The sequence below is a fragment of the uncultured Gimesia sp. genome (assembly GCF_937910335.1).
Classification (GTDB): domain Bacteria; phylum Planctomycetota; class Planctomycetia; order Planctomycetales; family Planctomycetaceae; genus Gimesia.
The window spans coordinates 1-22,034 of sequence record NZ_CALEMX010000569.1 but is presented as its reverse complement, the minus strand read 5'-3'; the positions used below and the strand labels follow the sequence as shown (position 1 = coordinate 22,034).

General features: G+C 46.8%; 18 protein-coding genes. 11 read left to right on the top strand and 7 right to left on the bottom strand.

The genetic code is table 11. From position 1 onward, the window contains the following. The first annotated feature begins 198 nt into the window (after positions 1-198). On the top strand, positions 199-1,713 hold the full coding sequence (locus Q0668_RS23405) for a serine/threonine-protein kinase (protein WP_298868964.1): 1,515 nt from the start codon (positions 199-201) through the stop codon (positions 1,711-1,713). Between the two features lie 94 nt (positions 1,714-1,807). Next, positions 1,808-2,779: an acetyl-CoA carboxylase carboxyltransferase subunit alpha gene (locus Q0668_RS23400; RefSeq protein ID WP_298868962.1), complete on the top strand. Its 972-nt coding sequence runs from the start codon at positions 1,808-1,810 to the stop codon at positions 2,777-2,779. A gap of 287 nt (positions 2,780-3,066) precedes the next feature. On the opposite strand, the gene Q0668_RS23395 is transcribed toward Q0668_RS23400, so the two are convergent. The 4 genes from Q0668_RS23395 to Q0668_RS23380 all read right to left on the bottom strand — a co-directional run bounded on the left by Q0668_RS23395 (position 3,067) and on the right by Q0668_RS23380 (position 8,397). Continuing rightward, complete coding sequence (locus Q0668_RS23395) at positions 3,067-4,251, bottom strand: CvpA family protein (RefSeq protein WP_298868961.1); 1,185 nt, start codon at positions 4,249-4,251, stop codon at positions 3,067-3,069. A gap of 492 nt (positions 4,252-4,743) precedes the next feature. Beyond that, a complete protein-coding gene (dtd, locus tag Q0668_RS23390; RefSeq protein ID WP_298868960.1) occupies positions 4,744-5,193 on the bottom strand; it encodes a D-aminoacyl-tRNA deacylase in 450 nt (149 codons plus the stop codon). A gap of 44 nt (positions 5,194-5,237) precedes the next feature. Continuing rightward, on the bottom strand, positions 5,238-6,344 hold the full coding sequence (gene thiO, locus Q0668_RS23385; protein ID WP_298868959.1) for a glycine oxidase ThiO: 1,107 nt from the start codon (positions 6,342-6,344) through the stop codon (positions 5,238-5,240). 148 nt (positions 6,345-6,492) lie between these two features. Further along, positions 6,493-8,397 (bottom strand): c-type cytochrome domain-containing protein, encoded by a 1,905-nt coding sequence (locus Q0668_RS23380; RefSeq protein WP_298868958.1) that lies wholly within the window; start codon positions 8,395-8,397, stop codon positions 6,493-6,495. Positions 8,398-8,752: 355 nt separating this feature from the next. On the opposite strand from Q0668_RS23380, the gene larE reads away from it, so the two are divergent. From larE to Q0668_RS23360, 4 genes are all read left to right on the top strand, one after another. Continuing rightward, on the top strand, positions 8,753-9,622 hold the full coding sequence (gene larE, locus Q0668_RS23375) for an ATP-dependent sacrificial sulfur transferase LarE (RefSeq protein WP_298868957.1): 870 nt from the start codon (positions 8,753-8,755) through the stop codon (positions 9,620-9,622). 80 nt (positions 9,623-9,702) lie between these two features. Then, a complete protein-coding gene (gene ltaE / locus Q0668_RS23370; RefSeq protein WP_298868956.1) occupies positions 9,703-10,800 on the top strand; it encodes a low-specificity L-threonine aldolase in 1,098 nt (365 codons plus the stop codon). A gap of 394 nt (positions 10,801-11,194) precedes the next feature. Beyond that, positions 11,195-11,617 carry a flagellar biosynthesis anti-sigma factor FlgM gene (locus Q0668_RS23365; RefSeq protein ID WP_298868955.1) on the top strand — a complete coding sequence of 141 codons (423 nt, stop codon included), beginning with the start codon at positions 11,195-11,197 and terminating at the stop codon, positions 11,615-11,617. A 48-nt stretch (positions 11,618-11,665) separates the two neighbouring features. After that, positions 11,666-12,163, top strand: coding sequence for a Fur family transcriptional regulator (locus tag Q0668_RS23360; RefSeq protein WP_298868954.1), 498 nt, complete (start codon positions 11,666-11,668; stop codon positions 12,161-12,163). Positions 12,164-12,197: 34 nt separating this feature from the next. On the opposite strand, the gene Q0668_RS23355 is transcribed toward Q0668_RS23360, so the two are convergent. Beyond that, positions 12,198-13,295, bottom strand: a complete 1,098-nt coding sequence (locus Q0668_RS23355; RefSeq protein WP_298868953.1) for an A24 family peptidase — start codon at positions 13,293-13,295, stop codon at positions 12,198-12,200. Positions 13,296-13,589: 294 nt separating this feature from the next. On the opposite strand from Q0668_RS23355, the gene Q0668_RS23350 reads away from it, so the two are divergent. The 4 genes from Q0668_RS23350 to glnD all read left to right on the top strand — a co-directional run bounded on the left by Q0668_RS23350 (position 13,590) and on the right by glnD (position 18,790). Continuing rightward, positions 13,590-15,014 carry an ammonium transporter gene (locus Q0668_RS23350; protein WP_298868952.1) on the top strand — a complete coding sequence of 475 codons (1,425 nt, stop codon included), beginning with the start codon at positions 13,590-13,592 and terminating at the stop codon, positions 15,012-15,014. A gap of 225 nt (positions 15,015-15,239) precedes the next feature. Continuing rightward, positions 15,240-15,578 carry a P-II family nitrogen regulator gene (locus Q0668_RS23345; RefSeq protein ID WP_298868951.1) on the top strand — a complete coding sequence of 113 codons (339 nt, stop codon included), beginning with the start codon at positions 15,240-15,242 and terminating at the stop codon, positions 15,576-15,578. Between the two features lie 97 nt (positions 15,579-15,675). Then, positions 15,676-16,014 (top strand): P-II family nitrogen regulator, encoded by a 339-nt coding sequence (locus Q0668_RS23340; protein WP_298868950.1) that lies wholly within the window; start codon positions 15,676-15,678, stop codon positions 16,012-16,014. An 82-nt stretch (positions 16,015-16,096) separates the two neighbouring features. Beyond that, complete coding sequence (gene glnD / locus Q0668_RS23335; RefSeq protein ID WP_298868949.1) at positions 16,097-18,790, top strand: [protein-PII] uridylyltransferase; 2,694 nt, start codon at positions 16,097-16,099, stop codon at positions 18,788-18,790. 94 nt (positions 18,791-18,884) lie between these two features. On the opposite strand, the gene Q0668_RS23330 is transcribed toward glnD, so the two are convergent. Next, positions 18,885-19,886: a type I phosphomannose isomerase catalytic subunit gene (locus tag Q0668_RS23330; RefSeq protein ID WP_298868948.1), complete on the bottom strand. Its 1,002-nt coding sequence runs from the start codon at positions 19,884-19,886 to the stop codon at positions 18,885-18,887. A 306-nt stretch (positions 19,887-20,192) separates the two neighbouring features. On the opposite strand from Q0668_RS23330, the gene Q0668_RS23325 reads away from it, so the two are divergent. Then, entirely contained in the window at positions 20,193-20,402 is a 210-nt protein-coding gene (locus tag Q0668_RS23325; protein WP_298868947.1) for a hypothetical protein, read from the top strand. Between the two features lie 180 nt (positions 20,403-20,582). Here Q0668_RS23325 and Q0668_RS23320 read toward each other — a convergent pair. Beyond that, positions 20,583-22,034: hypothetical protein (locus Q0668_RS23320; RefSeq protein WP_298868946.1), on the bottom strand; the 1,452-nt coding region annotated here is incomplete at its 5' end.

The following is a 22,034-nucleotide window of genomic DNA, read 5'->3' as shown; positions in this document are numbered from 1 at the left end:
TTTTAAAATCGGTTGTTTCGTTGAGTGGCCGATCTCGTTACACTATTGAAAGTGTCAAGAAAATCCTGTCGATCATATGAATTTACTAATTTCGCATCATATCTGAATGCGAATTCAGGTGATTGCAAATCATCATATTGAGTTACATTTTTTGTCGATGGAAGCACGTCAGATCATTCAAAAGCAAAAGGTTGCGCGATGGCAGAAACAGAGAGCGTAGAAGAAGAAAATGTCATTGATGAATACGAATTGGTCAATCTCATCACAGCGGGAACCACGACTCAAATCTGGGAAGTAAAAGAACAGGGGGGGACTGCCAGTTTCGTTATGAAACGTCTCTTGCCAGATCAGTTGGCCATCCCGGAAGCAGTTGCGACGATAAAACTGGAGGCAAAAGTTGGCAAATCTCTCGATCATCCTAATCTGATTGGTCTGCACAAGTTCGTGAAATCCAAAAAACACGTTTATCTCCTGATGGATTATTTTCGCGCACCCAATCTGCGTACGCAATTGACATCTGATCTGCTCAGCGTCCAATCTCGGTTAAGAAAACTGATTGAATCATCAGCATTGGCACTCGGTCACATGCATGAAAAAGGCTGGGTTCATAAAGATATTAAACCGGAAAATATTCTGATCAGTAAAAGCTCGGAATTAAAAATCATCGACTTCGGCCTGGCTGTGCCGGTCGCCAAAGGCATCGGGAAGATGTTTGGAAAACCAAAAACGATTCAAGGCACGCGATCCTATATCGCTCCGGAAACCATTCAGAAACTTCCATTGGATCAGGCAGCGGATATCTATAGCCTGGGAATTACCATCTTTGAAGTCCTCACCGGAAAAACTCCCTTTCACGGCGATAATCCCAAAAAAATTCTAATAAAACATATTTCAGAACGCCCTCTTCCTCCTTCCAGTTTGAATCCAAACGTAACACCGGAATGCGACGAATTTGTACTCAAGATGCTAGCCAAGAAACCAAAAGATCGTTTCCTGTCGATGGAGGAAGTCGCTTCTGCACTCAGGAACCTGAAATTATTCAAATTGGAAATTTCCGAAATCATCGCTCAGAATAAAGTGGAAGCAGATCAGGCGGAAAAAGAGTCGATGCAGGAAAAACGCTTGGACAGTCGCGCGGATGCACGCTTATCGGAATTGGTCAAAGAAGATCCGGAAATGGCAGCGGATCTGATAGCCAAGCGAAAAGCCAATAGCAAACCCAAAACCAAACCAGAACCGGCAAAACAGAAGCAGCCACCGCAGCCTCAACAGCCACCTCAACCTCAATACCCGCCACAACCAATGCCAGGCGGATACCAACCACAGCCTATGCCCGGAGGATACCCACCACAGTACCAGCAACCAATGTATCCACCACAACCTATGCCCGGACAGCCCATGCCAGGGCAACCAATGCACCCGGGACAGCCAATGATGTACCCGCCCCAATACCAGGGACAACCAATGCCTCCCGGCACCTATCCGCCACCACAGGGTGTTCCGCAGCAACCTCAACCACAGCCACCACAGGGTGCTCCGCAACAACCTCAATCACAACAGGGCGCTCCTCAACAGCAAGCTCCTGTTTCGCCACCGGAAGAAACACAAGCACCTCCAGCACAGCAACCAGCAGCGAAACAGAATGAAGAAAGCAAGAAAAATAGAAAGGATGACGATCTTCCTTTCATGGATGAATTGCCAGACGTGTTCTAAAATTATAAAATCTTGCAATTATTCCTTGCTTCTTGCAAAATACCTAGCATCTTTACATAAACACTCTCTCGTTTTATAAGTGGTCATACAATTTATGTCTGTCATTAATCAACTTCCATTCGAACGTCCGATTTACGAACTGGAAGAGCAACTTAAAAAAATCGAACAGGAACCCAATCCGACTGCGAATACGAAAGATGCCATTCGAAACATGCGTCTGGAAATTACACGCATGAAACGTGAAATCTTTGAAAATCTCGATGCCTGGGATACAGTAAAGGTAGCGCGCCATCCCGAAAGGCCTCAAACGCTCGATTATCTCGAACTGGTCTTCGATGAGTTTGTAGAACTGCATGGCGACAGAGCCATGGGTGATGACCGGGCAATACTGACTGGGTTTGCCAAGCTCAATGGCCAGAAAGTGATGTTTATCGGTCAACAGAAAGGCCGCACACTGAAAGAACGCACCGAATGCTTTTACGGCTGTGCTCATCCGGAAGGATATCGCAAAGCGCTCTCGAAAATGAAAATGGCAGAAAAATTTGGTATCCCCATCGTCTGTCTGATTGATACACCTGGTGCTTATCCAGGTATCAAAGCCGAAGAGCACGGACAAGCTTATAATATCGCTATCAATCTCAGGGAAATGTCTCTGCTCAAAACTCCCGTCATCTGCGTTGTAATCGGCGAAGGGGGTTCCGGGGGGGCTCTGGGAATTGGAATCGGAGACCATATCTCCGTCCTGCAGTTTGCCTACTATTCCGTCATTACACCCGAAGGTTGTGCGGGCATCTTATGGAAGGATGTCAAATTTGCCAACGAAGCCGCCAACGCGCTCAAGTTTACCAGTGACAATCTACTTAACCTGGGAATCATCGATGAAGTCATACCGGAACCACTGGGCGGAGCACATCGTGATCACCGTCAAATGGCGACCGCTTTGAAGGCTTCGTTATCAGCCAATCTAAAGCAATTAATGGCGATTCCACTGGATGAATTAGTGGATCAACGATACGAGAAATTTCGCAAGATTGGTGTGTTCAACGAGTCAGGGGAAACCGCGTAAGTTCGTCCCCCATTCAAACACACGCTTCATACTCTCAAAACAGTGCCCATAGACCTCTATCCTTGAAATAGCACCACACCACGAACGTCCGATAATGTCCGTTATGTTAAGTTCAAAGATAAAATAAGCCTGTTTTTATAGGGTTTGTATTTCCCCTTGCCAACTCACTCCAGAGTCCTGCACTGCATTGGCTCTATTCAAACAAAGACGCTGGCAGGCACTCTGAAACCATTCTATTTCTACTCGAATCTTCTCACTTTAGCGCTTCGTTTTTGATCGCGTTTCACCTATCGCTTCTGCACAGTTTTCAAACGATTCTGTAACGCAGAACTGAGAGAATTGAGTGGAACCTTCTGCAGTTCTAATTGACGCAATACACGACCATCCAAAGGCGTATTAACATCGGTTTTGGAATCGGGATCATCCCCTGTCAGAAAGAGGTCTGCACGCCAGTCTTTCAATACCGCTAACACCACCTGATCGGGCACTCCTGAAAACGATAACTCAAAATCTTCGATCAGAGCATTTTGTGCTTCGGGATAGTCAGAATAAACCGCAGCGATCTCACGTAACAGCTTTGTCCGTTCCGCAGTAGCCAGCTGGTTACCATTCGAGCCAAACAGATTTTTCCCTGCTGGTTGCCCATTTTGCCAGTCGGTGGTAACACCCCTCAGCACACCGGGAATCTGTGACTTCAGTTGTTTTGCAAATTCCGTCCTAGCTTCGGGAGCCGTCGAATTAAACGCATTGACGATCTTGTCTTCCAGTTCTGCTCGCAGATAGACGGGAATACTATCCAGAATCTCTTTCAGTAATGGCTCCTGGCTGGTCGTGCGAATCGTTGACCCATCTCCCTCGGAACCGCGAAAGAAGGGATTAGGAAGTTTCTTCAAACCAGGCGGAAATAAACCTTTCTCTACCTCATGATCATGGTCTCTTTCTTCATCATCATCATGATCATGCAGCTTCACACCAGGATGGTCCAGCTCGGCCAGATAGGAATCCAGTACTTCGTGAAACCCCTTGGGCATCACAGGTGCCAGTTCATTTAAAATGACAGCTGCCGCGTATCCACTATGTGAAGTCAAAACGGTGGCACGGGCGGACTCGGAAATTGTGATTAAAAAGAACGTCAGAAACAGGGAAAAGATAACCCCTTTGAGCAACCCCAGTACGGCACCCAGATGACGATCAAATTCATTGAACTTCATGGAATCGATGGCGGACTTCAAACTCCGCGCTAATGTAAACGAAATAAACGAGAAGCCAATATAAATCATCAGCATAGCGATCCAGCGATCCAAAGGCGGTTCCACATTAATGATCGGCGCCAGTTGTAAAGAAAGCGACTCCGCAAATGCAAAACAAAGAATCAGAGCGGCAATCGCAGCCAACTGCCATACCACTCCTTTAGAGGCCCCTTTCCAGATGGCGTATAATAGAATTCCCACAATCAGCAAATCAAACCACATTCTGACATCCTGTCTAGTTTTGATCTTCCATGAATTAATCCCGGGTGGGCCCTCACCCCCTGCTCGCTCTCCCCCGATTTTTTGCAAAAACGAGAGCAGGGGATTATAGGTAAAAAACACGCTCCGCGCAAAGACCAGATTTTTCCCGGTATTTGAAGACTCTGAAGAGATTCAGGCTCGTTTCGACAATCAACAAGGCAGGGCTCAACGGTTAGAGTTATTTCTCCCCGTATCTGAAAATATGGAATCCAGATAGAATTGAAAACAGCACAGTAACAAAGAACTGAGCAAATAAATTAATACCACAGTTAATAAGGCAAAGAATACCAAAATGCTCAATAGTGCGATCAATAACAAAGTCTCATCATCCAGATGACGTTCCAAAAAACCAGGAATACCACAGATAAAGATGACTGTAAACATAATTGCAATGGTCACTGGAATTTCCTGAACTAGCAGCATGTAAACCCTCACTTTCCAAGAGTGAAGTCTCTAAAACTGTTTCTTACTGTCTAACAAAAGCGTGATCGGACCATCATTGACCAGTTCCACATCCATATGTTCCTGAAAGCGGCCCGTTTCGACTTCAATCCCGTGACCTTTGACTTCTGCCACAAAACTCTGATACAGCATGTCAGCCTGTTCGGGACGGGCGGCGTTCACAAAACTGGGACGACGCCCCTTACGACAATCTCCCAGTAACGTAAATTGACTCACAACCAGCATCTTTCCGCTCACATCGGAGAGAGCTAGATTCATTTTCCCTTCCGCGTCTTCAAACACACGCAGACCCGCCGTCTTTTGAGCCAGATAAATCACATCGTCCTGCGTATCATCCTGTTCGACACCCAGCAATACTAAAAACCCCTGCTCGATCTGACCTGTGATCTCACCATTCACTGTCACACTCGCACGAGATACTCTTTGAACGACGGCTCTCAAATCGATACTCCTTACGGTTCCAGTTTCTTATACATAGTCGGAACTCAGGCCGAAATCCCGCGCGAACAGGCAAACGGTTCCAGCGGGAGATCCGGCGCTTCATCGCAGATCAATTGCCTGATGATGCGAGCGGTTATAGGAGAGAGTTGCAAACCATCTCGATAATGCCCCGCAGCGATCAATAAATTTTCATATTCTCCCATACGACCCAGATAAGGCAAACCATCAATCGACTTGGGCCGCAAACCAGCCCAGGCCCGTTCGAATGTTGCTGATTTCAGACTGGGAACGAGAGACTCTGCAAACTGGATCAAACCACCAACGCCTTCGACCGTATTTTCTTTATTGAACCCGACATAACTCTCCGTCGAACCGATCAAAATTTTACCATCGCTACGAGGGACAAGATAACGGCTGCCACATTCAATAATTTGACGGAACGGCAATCGATCCATCGACAGTAAAACAATCTGCCCCTGGACAGGATCCACTTTGCAGTTTATTCCCAAACCATGAAGAACTTCGGGGGACCAGGCACCCCCTGCAATGACAGTCCGCCCTGCTCTTTGAATTCCTGATGTAGTTCGGATGCCAGTAATTTTACTGCCGTCTATTTCAAATCCGATAACCGGTGTCCCCGGATTGAGCTGAACCCCTTTGTTCGCACAAGCCATCAACAGCGCCTTCAAGTGTCGGGGATTGCGGACCTGACTCATCTCAGGCAGATAAAAGGCAGCTTGCACTTGAGAACTTAAAAATGGCGCGGTGTCCTGTAAAGAATTTAGTTCGATTTCTTCAACCTGCGCACCCGACTGCCGCCATTCTGAAATGGTTTCCCGCCACTCAAACAGCTCATCGTCAAAAGTCACATGAAATCCACCACAATTCATAAAACCATTGTCGATCCCTGATTCTTCTTTCAGGCAGCGCGACCAGTCAGACCACATCATTTTACTGGCAGCGCGCAATTGAAGGCGTGGAGTCTTCGCGGCTTTGAAATCTGCGGGAGGCAACATGCCGGCACCCGCCCAGGATGCCTCCTTCCCTAACTCCCGTCGATCAAAAATGGCCACAGATAAGCCGCGATTCGCCAATTCATAGGCAATCGAAAGACCCATCACACCGCCGCCAACAATATTTACATCCATCATAGAATTATGTGCCCTGATCACACGCAAAAGTAAAAATACTCAAGGCAATAAATTATAGCGGACTCCCGATAGAATCACAGGGCAGCGAACATTACAAATCAAGTTGTCGCGCCCAGATTTTCTGCTGGAATCCCGCATTTGAATGGAATTATTTTTGAACGCGACCGGGACGCAACGTACTGGCATAAGCTCTAGCCAGTGCGGGCAAATTTGAACCATACACTTTCATCAGTGCAGCAGGAGCGGCAGTTCCGTTTTTGAACTCCCTCAGCAACAACGCCATCTTAGGCAAACCACCATTATTGATCAAAAATTCGACCAACGTAAATCCAATCGCCGTCGTTTCTGAGGGGGAAAAAGTCCCTGCCGCAAACAACTCTTCCGGACGTGTCACTTTAGGTGCCGCATCCAATGCCTGCTGCCTTAACGATTCAAAATAAACTTGACTGGAAGAACCATTGGCAGCCAGCAACATTCCCAAGCCGCGGGAAACCCACATCGGTACATCCCCTGCCCCACGTTGAATGGCAGCGTTGGTAAGACCTGCAATCAAATTTGTTTTCAGACCGGGGCTATCGGCTGTCGCTTCATCACCTACATCCTGCAGCACAAGATAGGCTTCCAGGAAAGTCGGAGTCACCTTGGAATGCCACGTAGTTGCATCATCAACACGACGATCTTCAATCGTCTGGTTGAATTCTGAATAACCAAATCGATCCTTGATCACATAAACTGCCAATTTTCCTTTCCAGAACGGCTTCTGTTTCTGATTGAACGTTTTTCTTAACGCGTCCGCCTGACTGGTTGACCAGTCGCTAATCTGTTTCAGCCGATCTGCACTGACATTTCCGTAAAAAATAAAATCATCCGTCTCCAGTAATTCTGATTTTTCATTATTCAGTGCGCGTTTCCAGGTCGGTTCGAGACTTTCACGACGCAGATCAGCAAATTTTTCAGGAGACATCTTGGCCAGTTCAGCCATGCGTAGTTCATCTTCCGTCGGCACCATTGAACGTAATACACCTTTTGCATTATCACCATCAAATTTGGCACCTTCTTCAATCCAGGTCTTCAAAGCTTCTGCATCTTTTCGTTTGATTAATGCCTGACCTTGTGGCATTTTGATCGGGTCCTGTAAACCGACCAGATGCCACAGACGGCTTTCATCGGGCTTACCAGCTATTATTACAGATCCACTTTCACCACCTCGCAGAATGTCTTCAAATGTCACTATGGAAAACTCACTCGCCGGAGTATTGCCACTATGACAACGCAAGCAGAAATCGAGCATCCAGGGCGCGACATCTTTCATAAAGGAAACTTTTTCATTACCGGTCGCTTTAACCACATTGACGGGAGCCTTCTTTTTCTTGGTAGACGCACCAATTGGGTCAGTCTCTTTTTCACCATCAAAACGTCCACCCGCTATAATCCACTTGGCAAATAAATCAATTTGAGCGGGCGTCAGGGCGGCTCCCGTGCGCGGCATACGCTGATTACCGGGAGCAAGTAACTTATGAAGGATCAAACTGTTCTTGGGATTCCCGGGAACCAGCAAAACTCCCGTGCGCCCTCCCTTTTTCATACTCGCGTAAGTATCCAGTCTTAAATTGGCGCTGGCACGCTGTGCACCATGACAGTTCACACACCTTTCGTTAATTATGGGAGCAATCTGCTTCTCAAAGCTGACACCCTGATTCGATGCCACTTTGTTAGTGCCCCCTCCACCAACTCCCATCTTCTTTTCCAGAAGTGTGCGCCGCAGAGTAATCAATTTATTTGCACTCACCAGAATCGGATCAGTCTCAGTCAGCATCGCATCCGCTGCCAGTTGCTGCAGTTTCTTTTCTTCGGCATCTGTCAGCGTTTTGGCTTCTTCATATTGTTTCTTTCGGATCAAAGTGGAAACTTTTCCGAGATTCTTTTTGATCGAAGCCAGTTCTTTTCTCTGGGCAGAAGTGAGCTTGGCAGCTTCTGCTGTCAGCACCAATGCACCAAAACAGAATACGAGAGCAAAGAGGATGCTCGTTACATTAAAAGACCGATATGACATGACTTTCCTCATTGTTCTGATTTCGATTAATCGCTGCATAAAAACAGCCCCTCCACTGCCCCGCTTAATACAACTGTTACATAAGAGGCATTCTGTCAATGGTCCAGTATAATGGGCAGACCCGCGAGAAAAAAGATCTGAATCTCACGAAACACAGATCTGATGAGAGTGTACAATCCCCTCTAGTAACTAAACCTCCCTCATTCTGATCTGATTCGCCACTTTTTCATAGCCAGCAGCCAGATTCCAAAGATTTTTCACATGATGTTCCGAGACAAGCCTGTCTCAGTCTGTCTATAATAGGTCCAAATAGCGATATTTCACAATAACCTCTTACAGAACCTTTACTTTATAAATGTCTCTGACAGCAGAATTAACACAGAAATCTGAAGACCTCCAGCATATTCTGTCGGACATGGGTCGCGTTATTGTCGCGTTTTCTGCAGGCGTCGACAGCACAGTGGTAGCACAGGCAGCAGTTCTGGCCTGTGGTGATCATGCGCTGGCGGTCACCGCTCAGAGTCCCAGTCTCGCGACAGGCGAAAAAGAAGAAGCCATTCAACTCGCCTCAATAATCGGCATCGAACACCGTTTGATCTCGACTGAGGAATTTTCGACAGACGCATATCGGGCCAATGCCCCAGACCGATGTTTTTTCTGCAAAACTGAACTCTATCAGTTAATCAGTCATTCCATAGCCAGCGAGGAATGGAACTCTGCCACACTTGTCAACGGTGCGAATCTCGACGATCGGGGAGATCACAGACCAGGCATGCAGGCTGCTACCGACTTTCACGTTCGTAGCCCGCTGATTGAAGCCGGTATTACAAAGGCGGATGTCAGAAACTTGGCCCAACACTGGGAACTGCCCATCTGGAACAAACCCGCACACCCCTGCCTTTCGAGCCGCATCGCATACGGCGTAGAAGTCACAGAAGAACGCGTTCAACGAATTGACCAGGGCGAACAGTTTCTACGCCAGCAGTTTCAAATTGAGGAATTGCGCGTTCGTCTGGAACCAAATGAACTGGCCCGCATTGAAGTCCCCCTTACTCAAATACAAAAACTGACCTCACCAACGGCCCTTGAACAGATTACACAAAAATTTCTACAACTCGGCTTTAAAAATGTAACACTCGATTTACAAGGATTTCGTTCAGGTAGCATGAACCAATTCCTTTCCTTAAACGATCTACAGATAGCCAGTCAAAAAATTGAGTTGTAGAACGAATTGCCTCCGGACCAACCACCTGACATAATAAGTCAATCAAAAATTCAAACGTAACGAAACAAAGGAAACTCGCAGTGGATCCGCATAGCCCGTCTTACATCGATCTTCGTAGTGATACGAAAACTAAACCAACACCCGAAATGCTGCAGGCTATGATGACTGCGGAACTGGGTGATGACATGAATGGCGAAGATCCCACTGTGAATCGTCTCGAAGAACTCATCTGTGAAATGCTGGATAAGGAAGCAGCCGTCTTTGCCTGTTCGGGTACGCAATCCAATCAAATGGGACTTCGCTCACATTGTCTGCCAGGAGATGAATTACTGATTCATGAACTGGGACATATTGCCATGTTCGAAGGAGGCGCACCGGCAATTTTAAGCGGCGTCAGTTGTCGCACACTCACCGGCGATAAAGGCATGTTGACTCTAGACACGCTCAGAGGAAAAATCCGCTCGAATGACCAGCATTTGTGTCAGACGCGTTTGCTCTGTGTCGAAAACACTACGAATGCGGGCGGAGGCCACTACTACCCTCTCAATCAACTCACTCAAATTTGTGACTGGGCACATGAAAATGGTTTGAAGACACATATGGATGGCGCCCGTGTTTTTAATGCAACAGTCGCCGCCGGGTATTCGATTAAAGAAATCTGTGCCCCCATCGATACGATCTCGATCTGCTTTTCCAAAGGGCTCGGCTGTCCCATGGGCTCAGTTCTCGTAGGCTCGAAAGAAGAAATCACCAAAGCCCGACGCTCACGAAAAGTATTTGGAGGCGCACTCAGACAGGCGGGCATTGTTGCTGCCGCCTGTGTTTATGCACTGGAAAATAATATTGAACGCCTGCAGGAGGATCACGATAACGCCCGGTTCCTCGCCGAACAACTCGCATCCATCGAAGGCCTTTCGATCGACCCCTCTGAAACAGAAACTAATCTGGTCTTTTTCGATGTTGATCCGGAAATTGGCAACGCCATGCAACTTTCCAAAGCACTACACGACAAAGGGGTCGGCATCGGTGCGATGGGACAGACCCGACTCAGAGCCTGTACCCATTTGGATATCAATAGAGAGCAGATCGAACAGATACCAGCTGTGATTAAAGATGTTCTGAATACAGGAGTCGAAAACTATCAAGGTCTGGAAACAGGACCCTATGCACGTGGTTAATCACATCCGGGCAATCCATCATTGAAAAAACACTTCAATCAAAATGTATTTGACCGTTTACGTTCAGTGATTCCCCCCTCTATAGAATCCGCATAACCGTTACCACCTACCGGGTCCTGTATTGATCAGACGATTTTTTGCTCTGATATTAAACTTTTTACAATCTTTGCGTCGATGGAATAAAAGTTCAGACCCCCCTCAACGATTGAGGCTCTAAAGACATAGGAACTTGTCTTACACTAATACCTCAACTCGTTTTGATTCCATTGAGCTGGAGGATGTGCAGGAAGCCATTCTACATCCCATATTGATGACACCCTGAAAACAGGTGTTCTTTTGCTCCATAACGGGACAAAATCACTTGAATTCAGTGAATTCAATGAAAGAATTGGCCATGACTGCAGACTACCAGTTGAATCGATCCCCCCATTTACGATATCATGACCCCCATACAGTAAATAATGGTCGGAAGGATTCTCCTCCGACTGATTCAGGATCACGTGACAGGGGGAATGCCGCCATGGATGTTAACGGCACCAGTTCAATTTCCGGATCATCGCCTATTAATAAGCAGATGAATCCAATTCACACGAACAACAAAGAGGCGCCTACCTCGAAACCGATTTCTTCACCAAAGGATGAATTGGAGATTTCTTCAGCCGGGCGTATGCTGGATGAAATGACGAACAACCCTGAAATGCGTGCCGAACGGTTAGCTCAAATCAAAGCGGCCATTGACGATGGAACTTATGAGACGGATGAAAAGCTGAATGCGGCTTTAAATCGTCTTCTGAATCAGATCGACGATTCTGAATAAACATCGCCGTGGCGATCCTAAAGAAATTTAAAGAGGAAACGCGAAACAGTGCTCAATTTTGAAAGCCTGGAGATCTCTATTTCTCCTACAGAGAAATTTAAAGAGTATCTGGCAACAAAGGGGAAGAGACTGACACAGGAACGAGAATTTATCGTAACCGAAGTCTTCTCAAACCATGAACACTTTGATGCAGATCAATTGGTTTTCCGTATGGCTCAACAGAAAACCGGGCGGAAAGTCAGCCGTTCAACCGTCTATCGTACTTTAACCCAGCTGGAAGAAGCTGGCTTGTTAAGAAAAGTCGCGCGCACGAACGACAAGGATGTCTACGAGCACGATTACGGCTATCCACAACATGATCATTTTATCTGCAAAAGCTGCAGCGAACTATTCGAATTTCAGAATGACGATATCGCTGAAATTCTGGAACGACTCGCAGAAAAAATCAATTTCCGCATGAACGAACATCGGCTTGAAGTTTATGGCGTCTGTGAAGATTGCTCGCGTCCCACACAACGCCGCCACAAAAAACTGGACCTGATTTAGACCTCACGCCGTCATCTCTTTTTTCTCTCCGGCTTCAATGTCGTTTCACCGGGATCGCACGGTAGATTCGCAGCAGAAGCAGCATCAATATCAATGCTCCCAGAGCGATTCCACCGATCACAGCCAACCCTATGACATCACCAAATAATTTGCGGATGGAAAATTCGGGAGGAGCGCCGGGAATTGTCGCCGGCCATTCGGCCAGCCAGATCCATTTCCAACCCATCAATACAATCAGCGTGGCGGCACACAAATAAGGGCCGTAAGGCAAATACGTTTTACCTGTCACAGCGCGACTGAGAAAACCAATCAGTAATCCACACAAGGGAGCCAATGGCAGAATCAGCAGAACTGGTTGCCAGCCGACAAAACTGCCAATCATCGCCATCAAGGTTACATCACCAAAACCCAACGCTTCCTGACCTAGCAATACAGAAGAGACCACTCTTAAAATCCAGGTAAGCCCGCCACCCACAATCAATCCTGTCAAACTAAAGGTCAATCCATGCCAGTGTGAGTGAACCTTGATCCAATCCGGAATATAAGGACCTGACAAACCGGGGATTGCCTGATTCCAGTCAACCCACACATGCATGACCTGCAGTTGGCCGGCGACCGTCGCGCCTAGAATTCCAATAATCATTCCTGTAAACGTGATCTGGTCCGGAATTAGATACTCCCGAAAATCAATGCTGGTCGCCGCAATGAGCAAAATCAACAATAGATAATGAGAGAGCAGACGCCATTCAAACATCCCTTCGGGTGGGACAACCGAAGGAACCTCCAGACAACGCAGATTCACTGTCAGATAATAGAACAAAGCAAATAACCCACCTGTCGCCAGTTCCAAAAATATTTCGGAACGAGGCATCAGGGTCCCGCAGTCACGACAACCGTTTTGAATGGGAACCCAGCGTAGCAGGGGAATCAGTTTCCATAGCGGAACCCGCGATCCACATCCCATACACCGGGAAAGTGGTTGGATGCTTGATTTGAGAGACATCCGACGAACCCAGGCATTCACACCCTGCCCGATCAGGACGCCCACGAGAAACAACACCCCCATCGGGATCAGCGGAGAGACCTCCCATGACAACAAACTAATCATATGTTCCGGCACAACTTGAACCATATCTTATAGAAACCTGAACAAAACGGATCGTGCCTCGGGTGATTTTATCATCAGGCTTTGCTAGACTGACCCCCAACTGATTTGATCGTAAGATTATGTTAGACGTGGATATGGTGAAGTCTGCAACGTCGAATCGCAATTGTGGTTGGATGAAAATATCAAATTAGATGAAACTGCTTTGAAATAGTCTCATCTAAAATGATGATGTCATAAACAAATTATCCGATCAATTCAGAGAACCAAAGCGCTCGCTCACTGCTTTGAACATTTTTTGCGTTCGGAAAGGCCCCTGTGATGAGGAGAGTCTATAATCGCTTTGCGTATCTGTCATTGTTGATTTGTTGTTTGAGTTTGATGGGACATGGGAAGGTTTTCGCAGACGAATCACCAGCTTCCCAACCACTGGGATCGGGTGTAGAAGCGCCCGCACAGGAAGCAGCTTCGGTTGCATTTGACGGAGCTGACATGGCCTGGATGATGATTTCATCCGCTTTAGTCCTCATGATGACGGCCCCAGGACTGGCTCTGTTTTATGGTGGCCTGGTTCGTAAAAAGAATATCCTTGGAGTCATGATGCAATGTGTGTTCTTAATGGGACTCATGTCTGTCATCTGGGCTCTCTGGGGTTACAGCTTTGCCTTTGGCTCCGATATCCTCGGGGGCTTCATGGGCGGCTTCGACCATATTTTACTCAAAGGGGTCATACCGTCCTGGGAGAACGGCGCTGTCGTAATTCCGGCTAATGGAACAATTCCCACATCGCTCTTTATGGTATTTCAAATGATGTTTTTCATCATTACACCCGCACTGATTTGTGGTGCCTTTGCCGAACGAATGAAATTCAGCTCGATGGTAGTCTTCTCCATTCTTTGGGGCTCTTTTGTCTATTGTCCGATCGCACACTGGGTCTGGTCAGGAACAGGCTGGTTGTGTGAAGCCAATGCTGATGCCCTTTACCCTGCCTTTGATTTTGCAGGTGGAACCGTAGTCCATATCAGCTCAGGATTCTCGGCATTGGTTTGTGCGATTCTGCTAGGAAAACGACTGGGATACGGACAGGAACCAATGCCGCCCCATAACTTAACTTATACTTTTATCGGTGCCACGTTGCTCTGGGTCGGCTGGTTTGGTTTCAATGCGGGCAGTGCAGGAAGTGCAAGTCCTGGTGCAGTGAATGCCTTTGTCGCCACGCATTTGGCGGCGGCAGCCGGAGTTCTGGCCTGGGCCGCTGCGGAATGGGTTAAAAACGGGAAACCCAGTATTCTGGGTGCCTGCTCAGGCGCTGTAGCAGGTCTAGTTTGTATTACGCCAGCTTGTGGAACCGTCACCCCACTCTCCGCAATCATTCTCGGGCTCGCAGCCGGCTTCGCCTGTTACCTCGCCTGTACCACTCTGAAAGGGAAATTCAAATACGATGATTCACTGGATGCCTTTGGAGTTCACGGCATTGGTGGAACAGTCGGCGCCATTCTGACAGGTGTCTTTGCCACGCGCGCGATCACGGGAAATCCCGAGGGTTCTGGTTTACTGGAAGGGAATACACAACAGTTTATCAATCAGTTAGTGAGTGTCGGTGCCGCCATTGCTATTTCGGTGATCGGAACCATTATCATTCTGAAGTTGATTGATATGACAATGGGTCTTCGCGTCAGTAAAGATGGGGAAATTCAGGGTCTTGACCTGAGTCAACATGGTGAAGAAGGATACATCTTCCTCTAAGATCATGAGATTTGAGAGCCGGCATCAAGCTGGCTCTCTTTTTCATCCTCAGGAAAATGAATCCAAAAGGCCTGACAGGCCAATAGTTTTTTTGTTTTGGGGGGGAAATCAATTAGAGGTATCGAGATTTCCCTGTAAATTCGATATAATAATATTATGTAGTTGTCGCTTGGGTTTCCGAAAGCGCTGGACGAAAACTAAGCATTTTCTGGGAGTATGATTCCAATGAAAAAAGTGGAAGCTGTCATCAGGCATTTCAAACTCGAAGAAGTGAAAGATGCTCTGACTGAAATTGGTGTTCAAGGTATGACGGTCTCGGAAGTCCGTGGGTTTGGACGTCAAAAAGGACATAAGGAACAGTACCGTGGAGCTGAATACACGGTTGATTTTCTGCCGAAAGCCAAAATGGAAGTGATCGTTCCCGACGATCAGGTGAAAACTGTCGTTGACACAATTTTAGAGTCAGCGCGAACGGGACAAATTGGCGATGGGAAAATTTTTGTGATGCCAGTCGAAGACATTATTCGTATTCGAACCGGCGAAGCCGGAGAGACCGCTCTTTGATTTAAAGATTGTAAAGCGAGGGGCATTCCTGCTGTCCCTTTTGCTTTACAGCAATTCGGACATGATTCAAATTACGGTTTTTCGAAAGTAGTCTTCGATGAAAAAAATCCAGGCAATCATTCGTCATTATAAACTGGAAGAAGTCAAAAACGCGATTTCAGAACTCGGCATCAGCGGGATGACTGTCAGTGAAGTCCGTGGTTTTGGTCGCCAACGTGGTCATAAAGAAACGTATCGCGGAAACGAATATATCGTCGATTTTCTTCCCAAAGTAAAACTCGAAATTGTCGTTCAAGATGATATGGTCCAAAAGACTGTCGAAACGATCACACAAGTTTCTCGCACAGGCCAAATTGGCGACGGGAAAATTTTTATCACGGATCTGGATGAAGTCATTCGAATTCGCACGGGTGAGACCGGTTCGGAAGCCGTTTAATTCTATGATCGCTTCCCTCTAAGGTTTGCTGTCATAAACCCGGGCAACTATCTTTTCTTTTTGTTACAGCCTGGTTCTCATGATGTCAGACTCTCCTCCCCCCTGCTCCGCTCAACAGTTTGCTGTTTATCGTACGCAGGTGGAACAAGCCAGACAACGCGGCCAGAATTTGTTGCAAAACGGCGCCAGTGGATTACAAATTGCAACAGCGATCGCGGAATCCATCGAACAGTTGCTTCTGCAAATCATACAGGATCAATTACATCAACTCCCACAAGCACAACAAAAACTGCTGAGTCAGCATAGCTCGATCCTCGTAATTGGCGGCTCAGGACGCGGATTAATGGCGCCCTACTCCGATGTCGACTTGCTGTTTCTTTATCGCGGACAAGTCGTCAACGAATTCTCGGAATTTGTCGGCGAGATCGTACGCAGTTGCTGGGATGCAGGATTAAAACTGGGGCATAGCGTGCGAACCATTGTTGACTCGGTCAAGATGGCACGCACCCAACCGGAATTTGCCACGGCGATGATCGAAGCCCGTTCGATCTGGGGAGATGAACATCTTCCCGAGCAACTCATCAAAGCCTTTTATCGACATGTCATTTTATTTCGTAGACGTTTATTTTTTGAACAATGCGTGACAGCACGCTGGGAAGAGCGTAAACTACATGGCGGGGCGGTTATGCAACTGGAGCCCGATATCAAACGCTCGCCCGGAGGACTAAGAGATATTCATCTATTACGGTGGCTGGGTTTCGCACGTTACGGAACGGCGAATCTCGATATGCTCCGGTTAGATGCCCGCATTAATAGTCGCGATGTTCGAACTTTGAAAAATGCCCGCGACTATCTGCTCAAAGTACGCATTCAACTACATTTCGAAGCGGGTAGACAACAGGACTTGTTTACAAAAGACACACAACTCTGGATGGCAGAACAGCGACAAATTGAAGGCACGAACGGACAACGCCCCGTAGAGTTATTGATGCAGGAATATTTCCAACACAGTAAAGCCGTTGCAGAAATCACAGAACGTTTCATTAAAGCACATCGACCTCAGCCATTTCTATCGAGAGTTTATGATTTTTTAATGACACACCGCTCCGATTCGATTCTCAAAATTGCACCCGATCACCTTGATGTCGCCCCCAGATACCTGGCTCAGGTCTGCAGTAGCCTTGAGGAAATACTTAAACTCTTCGACACAGCTTCACTCTATGCCATCTCTATCTCCCCCGATCTTCTCGACGCCATCAGAGAGTCAGCCTTGAAACTGCCTCCCACTGTTTCCAACAGGTCCATAGACCTCTTTCGCGCCATCCTGGACCGAAGTAATAACCTGGGACCGACTTTAAGAACTATGTCAGAAACGGGGATCTTAAATTTACTGATCCCCTATATGAAACATGCCTACTGTTTACTGCAATTCAATCAGTATCACAGCTACACGGTCGACGAACACACATTTCGTGCAATTGAAGCATCGGAAGACTTTCCCTTAGATGACACCAAACTGGGGAGTTCCTATCGAAGCATTGAAAAGAAAGATATTCTGAATCTGGCCATTCTGCTGCACGATATCGGTAAAGGATATGGCGAAGACCATAGCAAAGTAGGTGCGATGATCGCCGCCGAAACAGCAGTGCGATTCGGAATGAAGGAGGAAGAACAGAAATTACTGGTATTTCTGGTATTGGAACATTTAACAATGGCTCATCTGGCCTTTCGTCGAGATATTTCAGATCCAGACATCCTGTTCGCATTCAGTCAAAAAGTGGGCAGCCCGGAAAAGTTGCGCATGCTTTATGTTTTGACAGCCGCCGATATTACTGCAGTCGGCCCTGGCGTTTTTACTGACTGGAAATCGGAATTGCTCGCGGATTTATACGAACGAACGATGCTCCTGCTAGGCGGGAAACATTCACGCTATCAGCGAGACCAGCGAGTCGCACGTGTCAAACAAAGAGTACGAGACCATCTGGAATTGCCACAGATCCAGGGTAATGAGCAAGAAACAGAAGTCTGGTTCACAGAACTATTTAATTCATTCTCACCTCATTATCTACTGGTCACGTCCTCCGCACGGATCGCTGACGATATCAAAATTTTACGAGACCTGCCCTCTGATCAGATTGTTGTGGAGGGAGAATTTGATCCAGAGACAGGTACGGTGAACTATCATGTGATTGCGCAAGCGATGTATGCACAATCCTGCTTTCATAGAATGGTCAGCGTATTTACTGCCAAACGAATGGATATTATATCAGCCCAGATTACAACCAGCGCTTCAGGTGGTGTGGTCGACAGTTTTCGAGTCATCGACAATGATTATACTGACAAGGTCCCGCGCACCCGAGTCAAGAAAATGGAAAAGGAAATCAGTAAAGCAGTCCTCGGCGAAACCGATGCGAAAACCATGTTTTTAAATAACCAGCGTTTTCAGGAATCGGCCAGCCTCAGTGGTGAATTTGATCTGGGTCGTGTTGAAATCGATAATCAATCATCCAAACGCTGCACGATTATCGATGTGATTGCGCACGATCGGATTGGCCTGCTCTATATCGTTTCAAGAGCGATCAGCCGCATGGGACTTTCTGTCGTTATGGCAAAAATATCAACACACCTAGATCAGGTCGTTGATGTATTTTATGTGATTGACGAGCAGGGACGGAAAATTGAAGATCCGGAACGATTACAGGAAATCAAAAAACAATTGGAAAGCACGCTTCATCAGTTTGAACTGGAAGGCTACAAAAGATATCAACGCGTCTAAGCGTTCAAACCACTTATAAACAGAGAATAGCGACCCGATCCTAATTGCGAACCTTGAAAGTGAACTCAGAGCTGAGCTCTGAGTTCTCGAAAGATTATGTCGGCATCACTTCCAGAAACGTAATCTCACCATCTACGTGAATCTGACAATCGGAAGTCGCCGCCGGTATTAAAAGAATCTTTCCTTCCAGCATTTCGAATGTTTCTGCACCACAGTCTAATTGACCTGTTCCTTCCAGAACAATCAAAATCTGTGCCTGATTCGGCGACGCGAGTGAAATGGATTCCCGGGTGTGATGACGGCGGATTGAAAAATACTCAGACTCCAGCAGTTCTTCAATTTGATGTTCGCCACTGGCAAGTAACTGAGGTTGGAGCAGCCCCACCGGCCCTCTTTCAAAATTGATGCAATCTAACGCCTTCGCAACATGCAAGGGACGAGGATTCCCTGATTGATCCAGACGACCCCAGTCAAATAAACGGAATGTAAGATCACTGGTTTGCTGGACTTCCGCCAATAGGATTCCTTCACCAATGGCATGCAATGTTCCTGCAGGAATATAGACAGCATCCCCCCGCTGAACCCGATAACTATGCAGACATTCTTCGACTGATCCCTGTTCCAGATGTTCCCGGAGTTGGGATTCATTCACACCTGCTTTCAAGCCCGCAAAAATGCGGCTGCCCTCAACGGCATCAAGAATCACCCAGGCTTCAGACTTTCCAGAGTAGGTCGCGTCAAATTTTCCCAGATCTGATTCGCCCGGATGCACCTGCAGAGAAAGTCGGTCAGTAGCATCGATAAACTTGATCAACAGGGGAAACGTCTCATAAAAAGTCCCTGCTCCATACAAAGCGCTGGGATTCTTTTGAATTAACTGTGACAACGTCCACTCTGCATACGCGCCACCAGCGATCAGGGTCGGAGCCTGAGGATGGTCAGATAACTCCCAGCTTTCACCAAAATCTCCCTCAACACCGATTAATTTATGCAACTGCGTTCCCAGACGTTCTCCCCCCCATCGGGTACGCTTTAAAAGGGGCGTAAACTCGATCGGTAACAGAGTTGCCGTTGATGAAACTTCTTGCAAAGACATAATCGGTGAAAAGTAATACCAGCAAACAAGATAGAGAAAAAGGAGAGATAGCTGCCTTAACAATCGTAAACGACGAAACCCCTCAATTGCAACTATAATCTCTACGATTTATTTTTGCTGAAATCTCTAAGCTGTATCACGTTTTTTCAGAGAATCGAACCACTTCAAAGGTTTCAATTGCCATAAATGGGAACTCCTGTTAATCTCCCCTCTCTTGAATGATCAAGCAGTCGTTGAGCACATAAGTACACATCCCCTGTTTCTTAACACAATGACTGCTATTAAGAGATTTACCACTGTTTCTCGATGAAAGGCTCATACGTGGCAGACCTGGTAACCCGAAAGACTGAAATGGAACTTTCCATTGGTGATACAATTCAGGTGGACGATCAGTTTTTAACTGTAGTCGATATAGACGGAGATGAGATCCTGCTTCGAATAGATTCAGAAGATCCACAAGAACCAAAGAAAATATTGGCACAGGATAGCGCCGCCCACACACGTTCCTGTCGCTAGAGCGCATCCATTTTCACCAGTGCGCCTTTCATTCTCTTGGACATGATTCAAATGGCTTTGGAGACGCAACAGTCAACCTGGCCCCAGTCTAATGCTCCAAATGCACTGAGACTTTCGCGCCTACACATTCAATTGATCTGCAGATTCACAAAGGGAAGATTTTTAAGATCTGATTGATCTCTAAAATTCAATCTGATAACGCTTGGTCATCTCTCTACGAATTGCTGCCGTAGCATCCTCAATTTCTTTCCAGCTCGTGAACCGAACACCTGTTGCCCTCGCCTGCTCTTCGGTCCGGTTCTGAATCTTCACACTGGCATTAGAACGACTACTGTAATAATTGTTGTTAGAATCATAGTTGTAGTTGTAATTCCCATAAAGACTGGAGTTACGAACGCCAGATCGGGTTCCAGCCCCCCTCTTCGCCAGAGAAATGCTACGTAGAGTTTCAGCAACCTGGGAACCATAGTTGAGTAAATCTTCATCGACATTCAGGATGGGAAGCCGGTCTATTTTGCGTGCATAACGTTCATTGTAAACGCTATGATTATCCTTATTCGATTTGAGATATTTTCGTAAGTCATCAGTGAGGACCGTTACCGATTTGAAATAAGTCAACGAGGCCTTGGCTACGACCTCCGGGCTACCGGGACTAAGATCTTTGTCCTTGAGTTCGCTGAACTTCGTCGTGGGAATTTCCAGGATACTAAACACGCGACGCATGCCATCATTAGAAAGAGGACCGTTTAGAATAATCGATTTTCCCTGCAATTCAGATTTCCATTTTTCCAGGTCATCCACGTATGCTCCAAATTTGCCGAGGACTTCCAAAACCAGAGGTTTGGCAAAGTTGGAGAATTTTGCCGTATCCGAATCGAAATCGATCCGTAATTCACCCTCAGCTTTGCTGCCGACTTTAACCGTAAACGTTGCGCCTTGAATCCCACTGATGAGATCAAACAGTTCTTTTATTTTGGATTTGTTTCCTTTAAGAACCTCTGATTGTTCGAGACTTTCCTGAAGTTGATGAGGTAAAGCGATGTCATCCAGATCGATTGCCATCGCGATTTGAGGACCGCCGGATCGGACACGTTTTGTCGCCTGTTTTAAATAAGGTGACACAACCGAGCTGGTGCTATTTCTTCCAAATTCCGCCCAGCGAGAGACAGCCTGTCGATTCGCAGGATGCATCACTCCCATCACAGATGTATTCAGCCTTACAAAGTAAGCATCACTGGGAGTCCACGCAGCGTGTAAGCCATTAATCGAATCAACATATCCCCCCTCTGCCCGAGCGATCGAACGCATGGGAATGGGCTCTTTCAGATCCATGACAGCTAATTCCCAGTTTTCTCTTAATTCTTTCGACATGTTGATTTGTGCTGCAAGAATTATTTTATCTGCCTCCGGTGGCAGATAGATGGGACGTTCCACATAAGCCGCTTCATGTTTTTTGAGCCACCCATCTTTTCTTGCCAATGGGCTGGCATGCATCGCAGTAACATCAATCACAACCAGCGAGTTTGCACTTGAGGGAATTCTTTTCAGCAGGTCATCAAACTGTGCCTTAGCGGAAACTGCGAATATAGGAGAGGCCAGCAAACAGGCTGTCACAATCATCAATGCTTGGGA

Bases quoted from the DNA above. Each gene is read 5' to 3' on its own strand.
- Q0668_RS23400 (WP_298868962.1), top strand. From the start codon at position 1,808: ATGTCTGTCATTAATCAACTTCCATTCGAACGTCCGATTTACGAACTG.
- Q0668_RS23355 (WP_298868953.1), bottom strand. From the start codon at position 13,295: ATGGTTCAAGTTGTGCCGGAACATATGATTAGTTTGTTGTCATGGGAG.
- larE (WP_298868957.1), top strand. From the start codon at position 8,753: ATGTCTCTGACAGCAGAATTAACACAGAAATCTGAAGACCTCCAGCAT.
- Q0668_RS23395 (WP_298868961.1), bottom strand. From the start codon at position 4,251: ATGTGGTTTGATTTGCTGATTGTGGGAATTCTATTATACGCCATCTGG.
- Q0668_RS23325 (WP_298868947.1), top strand. From the start codon at position 20,193: ATGAAAGGCTCATACGTGGCAGACCTGGTAACCCGAAAGACTGAAATG.
- Q0668_RS23365 (WP_298868955.1), top strand. From the start codon at position 11,195: ATGACTGCAGACTACCAGTTGAATCGATCCCCCCATTTACGATATCAT.
- Q0668_RS23350 (WP_298868952.1), top strand. From the start codon at position 13,590: ATGAGGAGAGTCTATAATCGCTTTGCGTATCTGTCATTGTTGATTTGT.
- Q0668_RS23345 (WP_298868951.1), top strand. From the start codon at position 15,240: ATGAAAAAAGTGGAAGCTGTCATCAGGCATTTCAAACTCGAAGAAGTG.
- thiO (WP_298868959.1), bottom strand. From the start codon at position 6,344: ATGATGGATGTAAATATTGTTGGCGGCGGTGTGATGGGTCTTTCGATT.
- Q0668_RS23405 (WP_298868964.1), top strand. From the start codon at position 199: ATGGCAGAAACAGAGAGCGTAGAAGAAGAAAATGTCATTGATGAATAC.
- Q0668_RS23340 (WP_298868950.1), top strand. From the start codon at position 15,676: ATGAAAAAAATCCAGGCAATCATTCGTCATTATAAACTGGAAGAAGTC.
- Q0668_RS23330 (WP_298868948.1), bottom strand. From the start codon at position 19,886: ATGTCTTTGCAAGAAGTTTCATCAACGGCAACTCTGTTACCGATCGAG.
- Q0668_RS23380 (WP_298868958.1), bottom strand. From the start codon at position 8,397: ATGTCATATCGGTCTTTTAATGTAACGAGCATCCTCTTTGCTCTCGTA.
- glnD (WP_298868949.1), top strand. From the start codon at position 16,097: ATGTCAGACTCTCCTCCCCCCTGCTCCGCTCAACAGTTTGCTGTTTAT.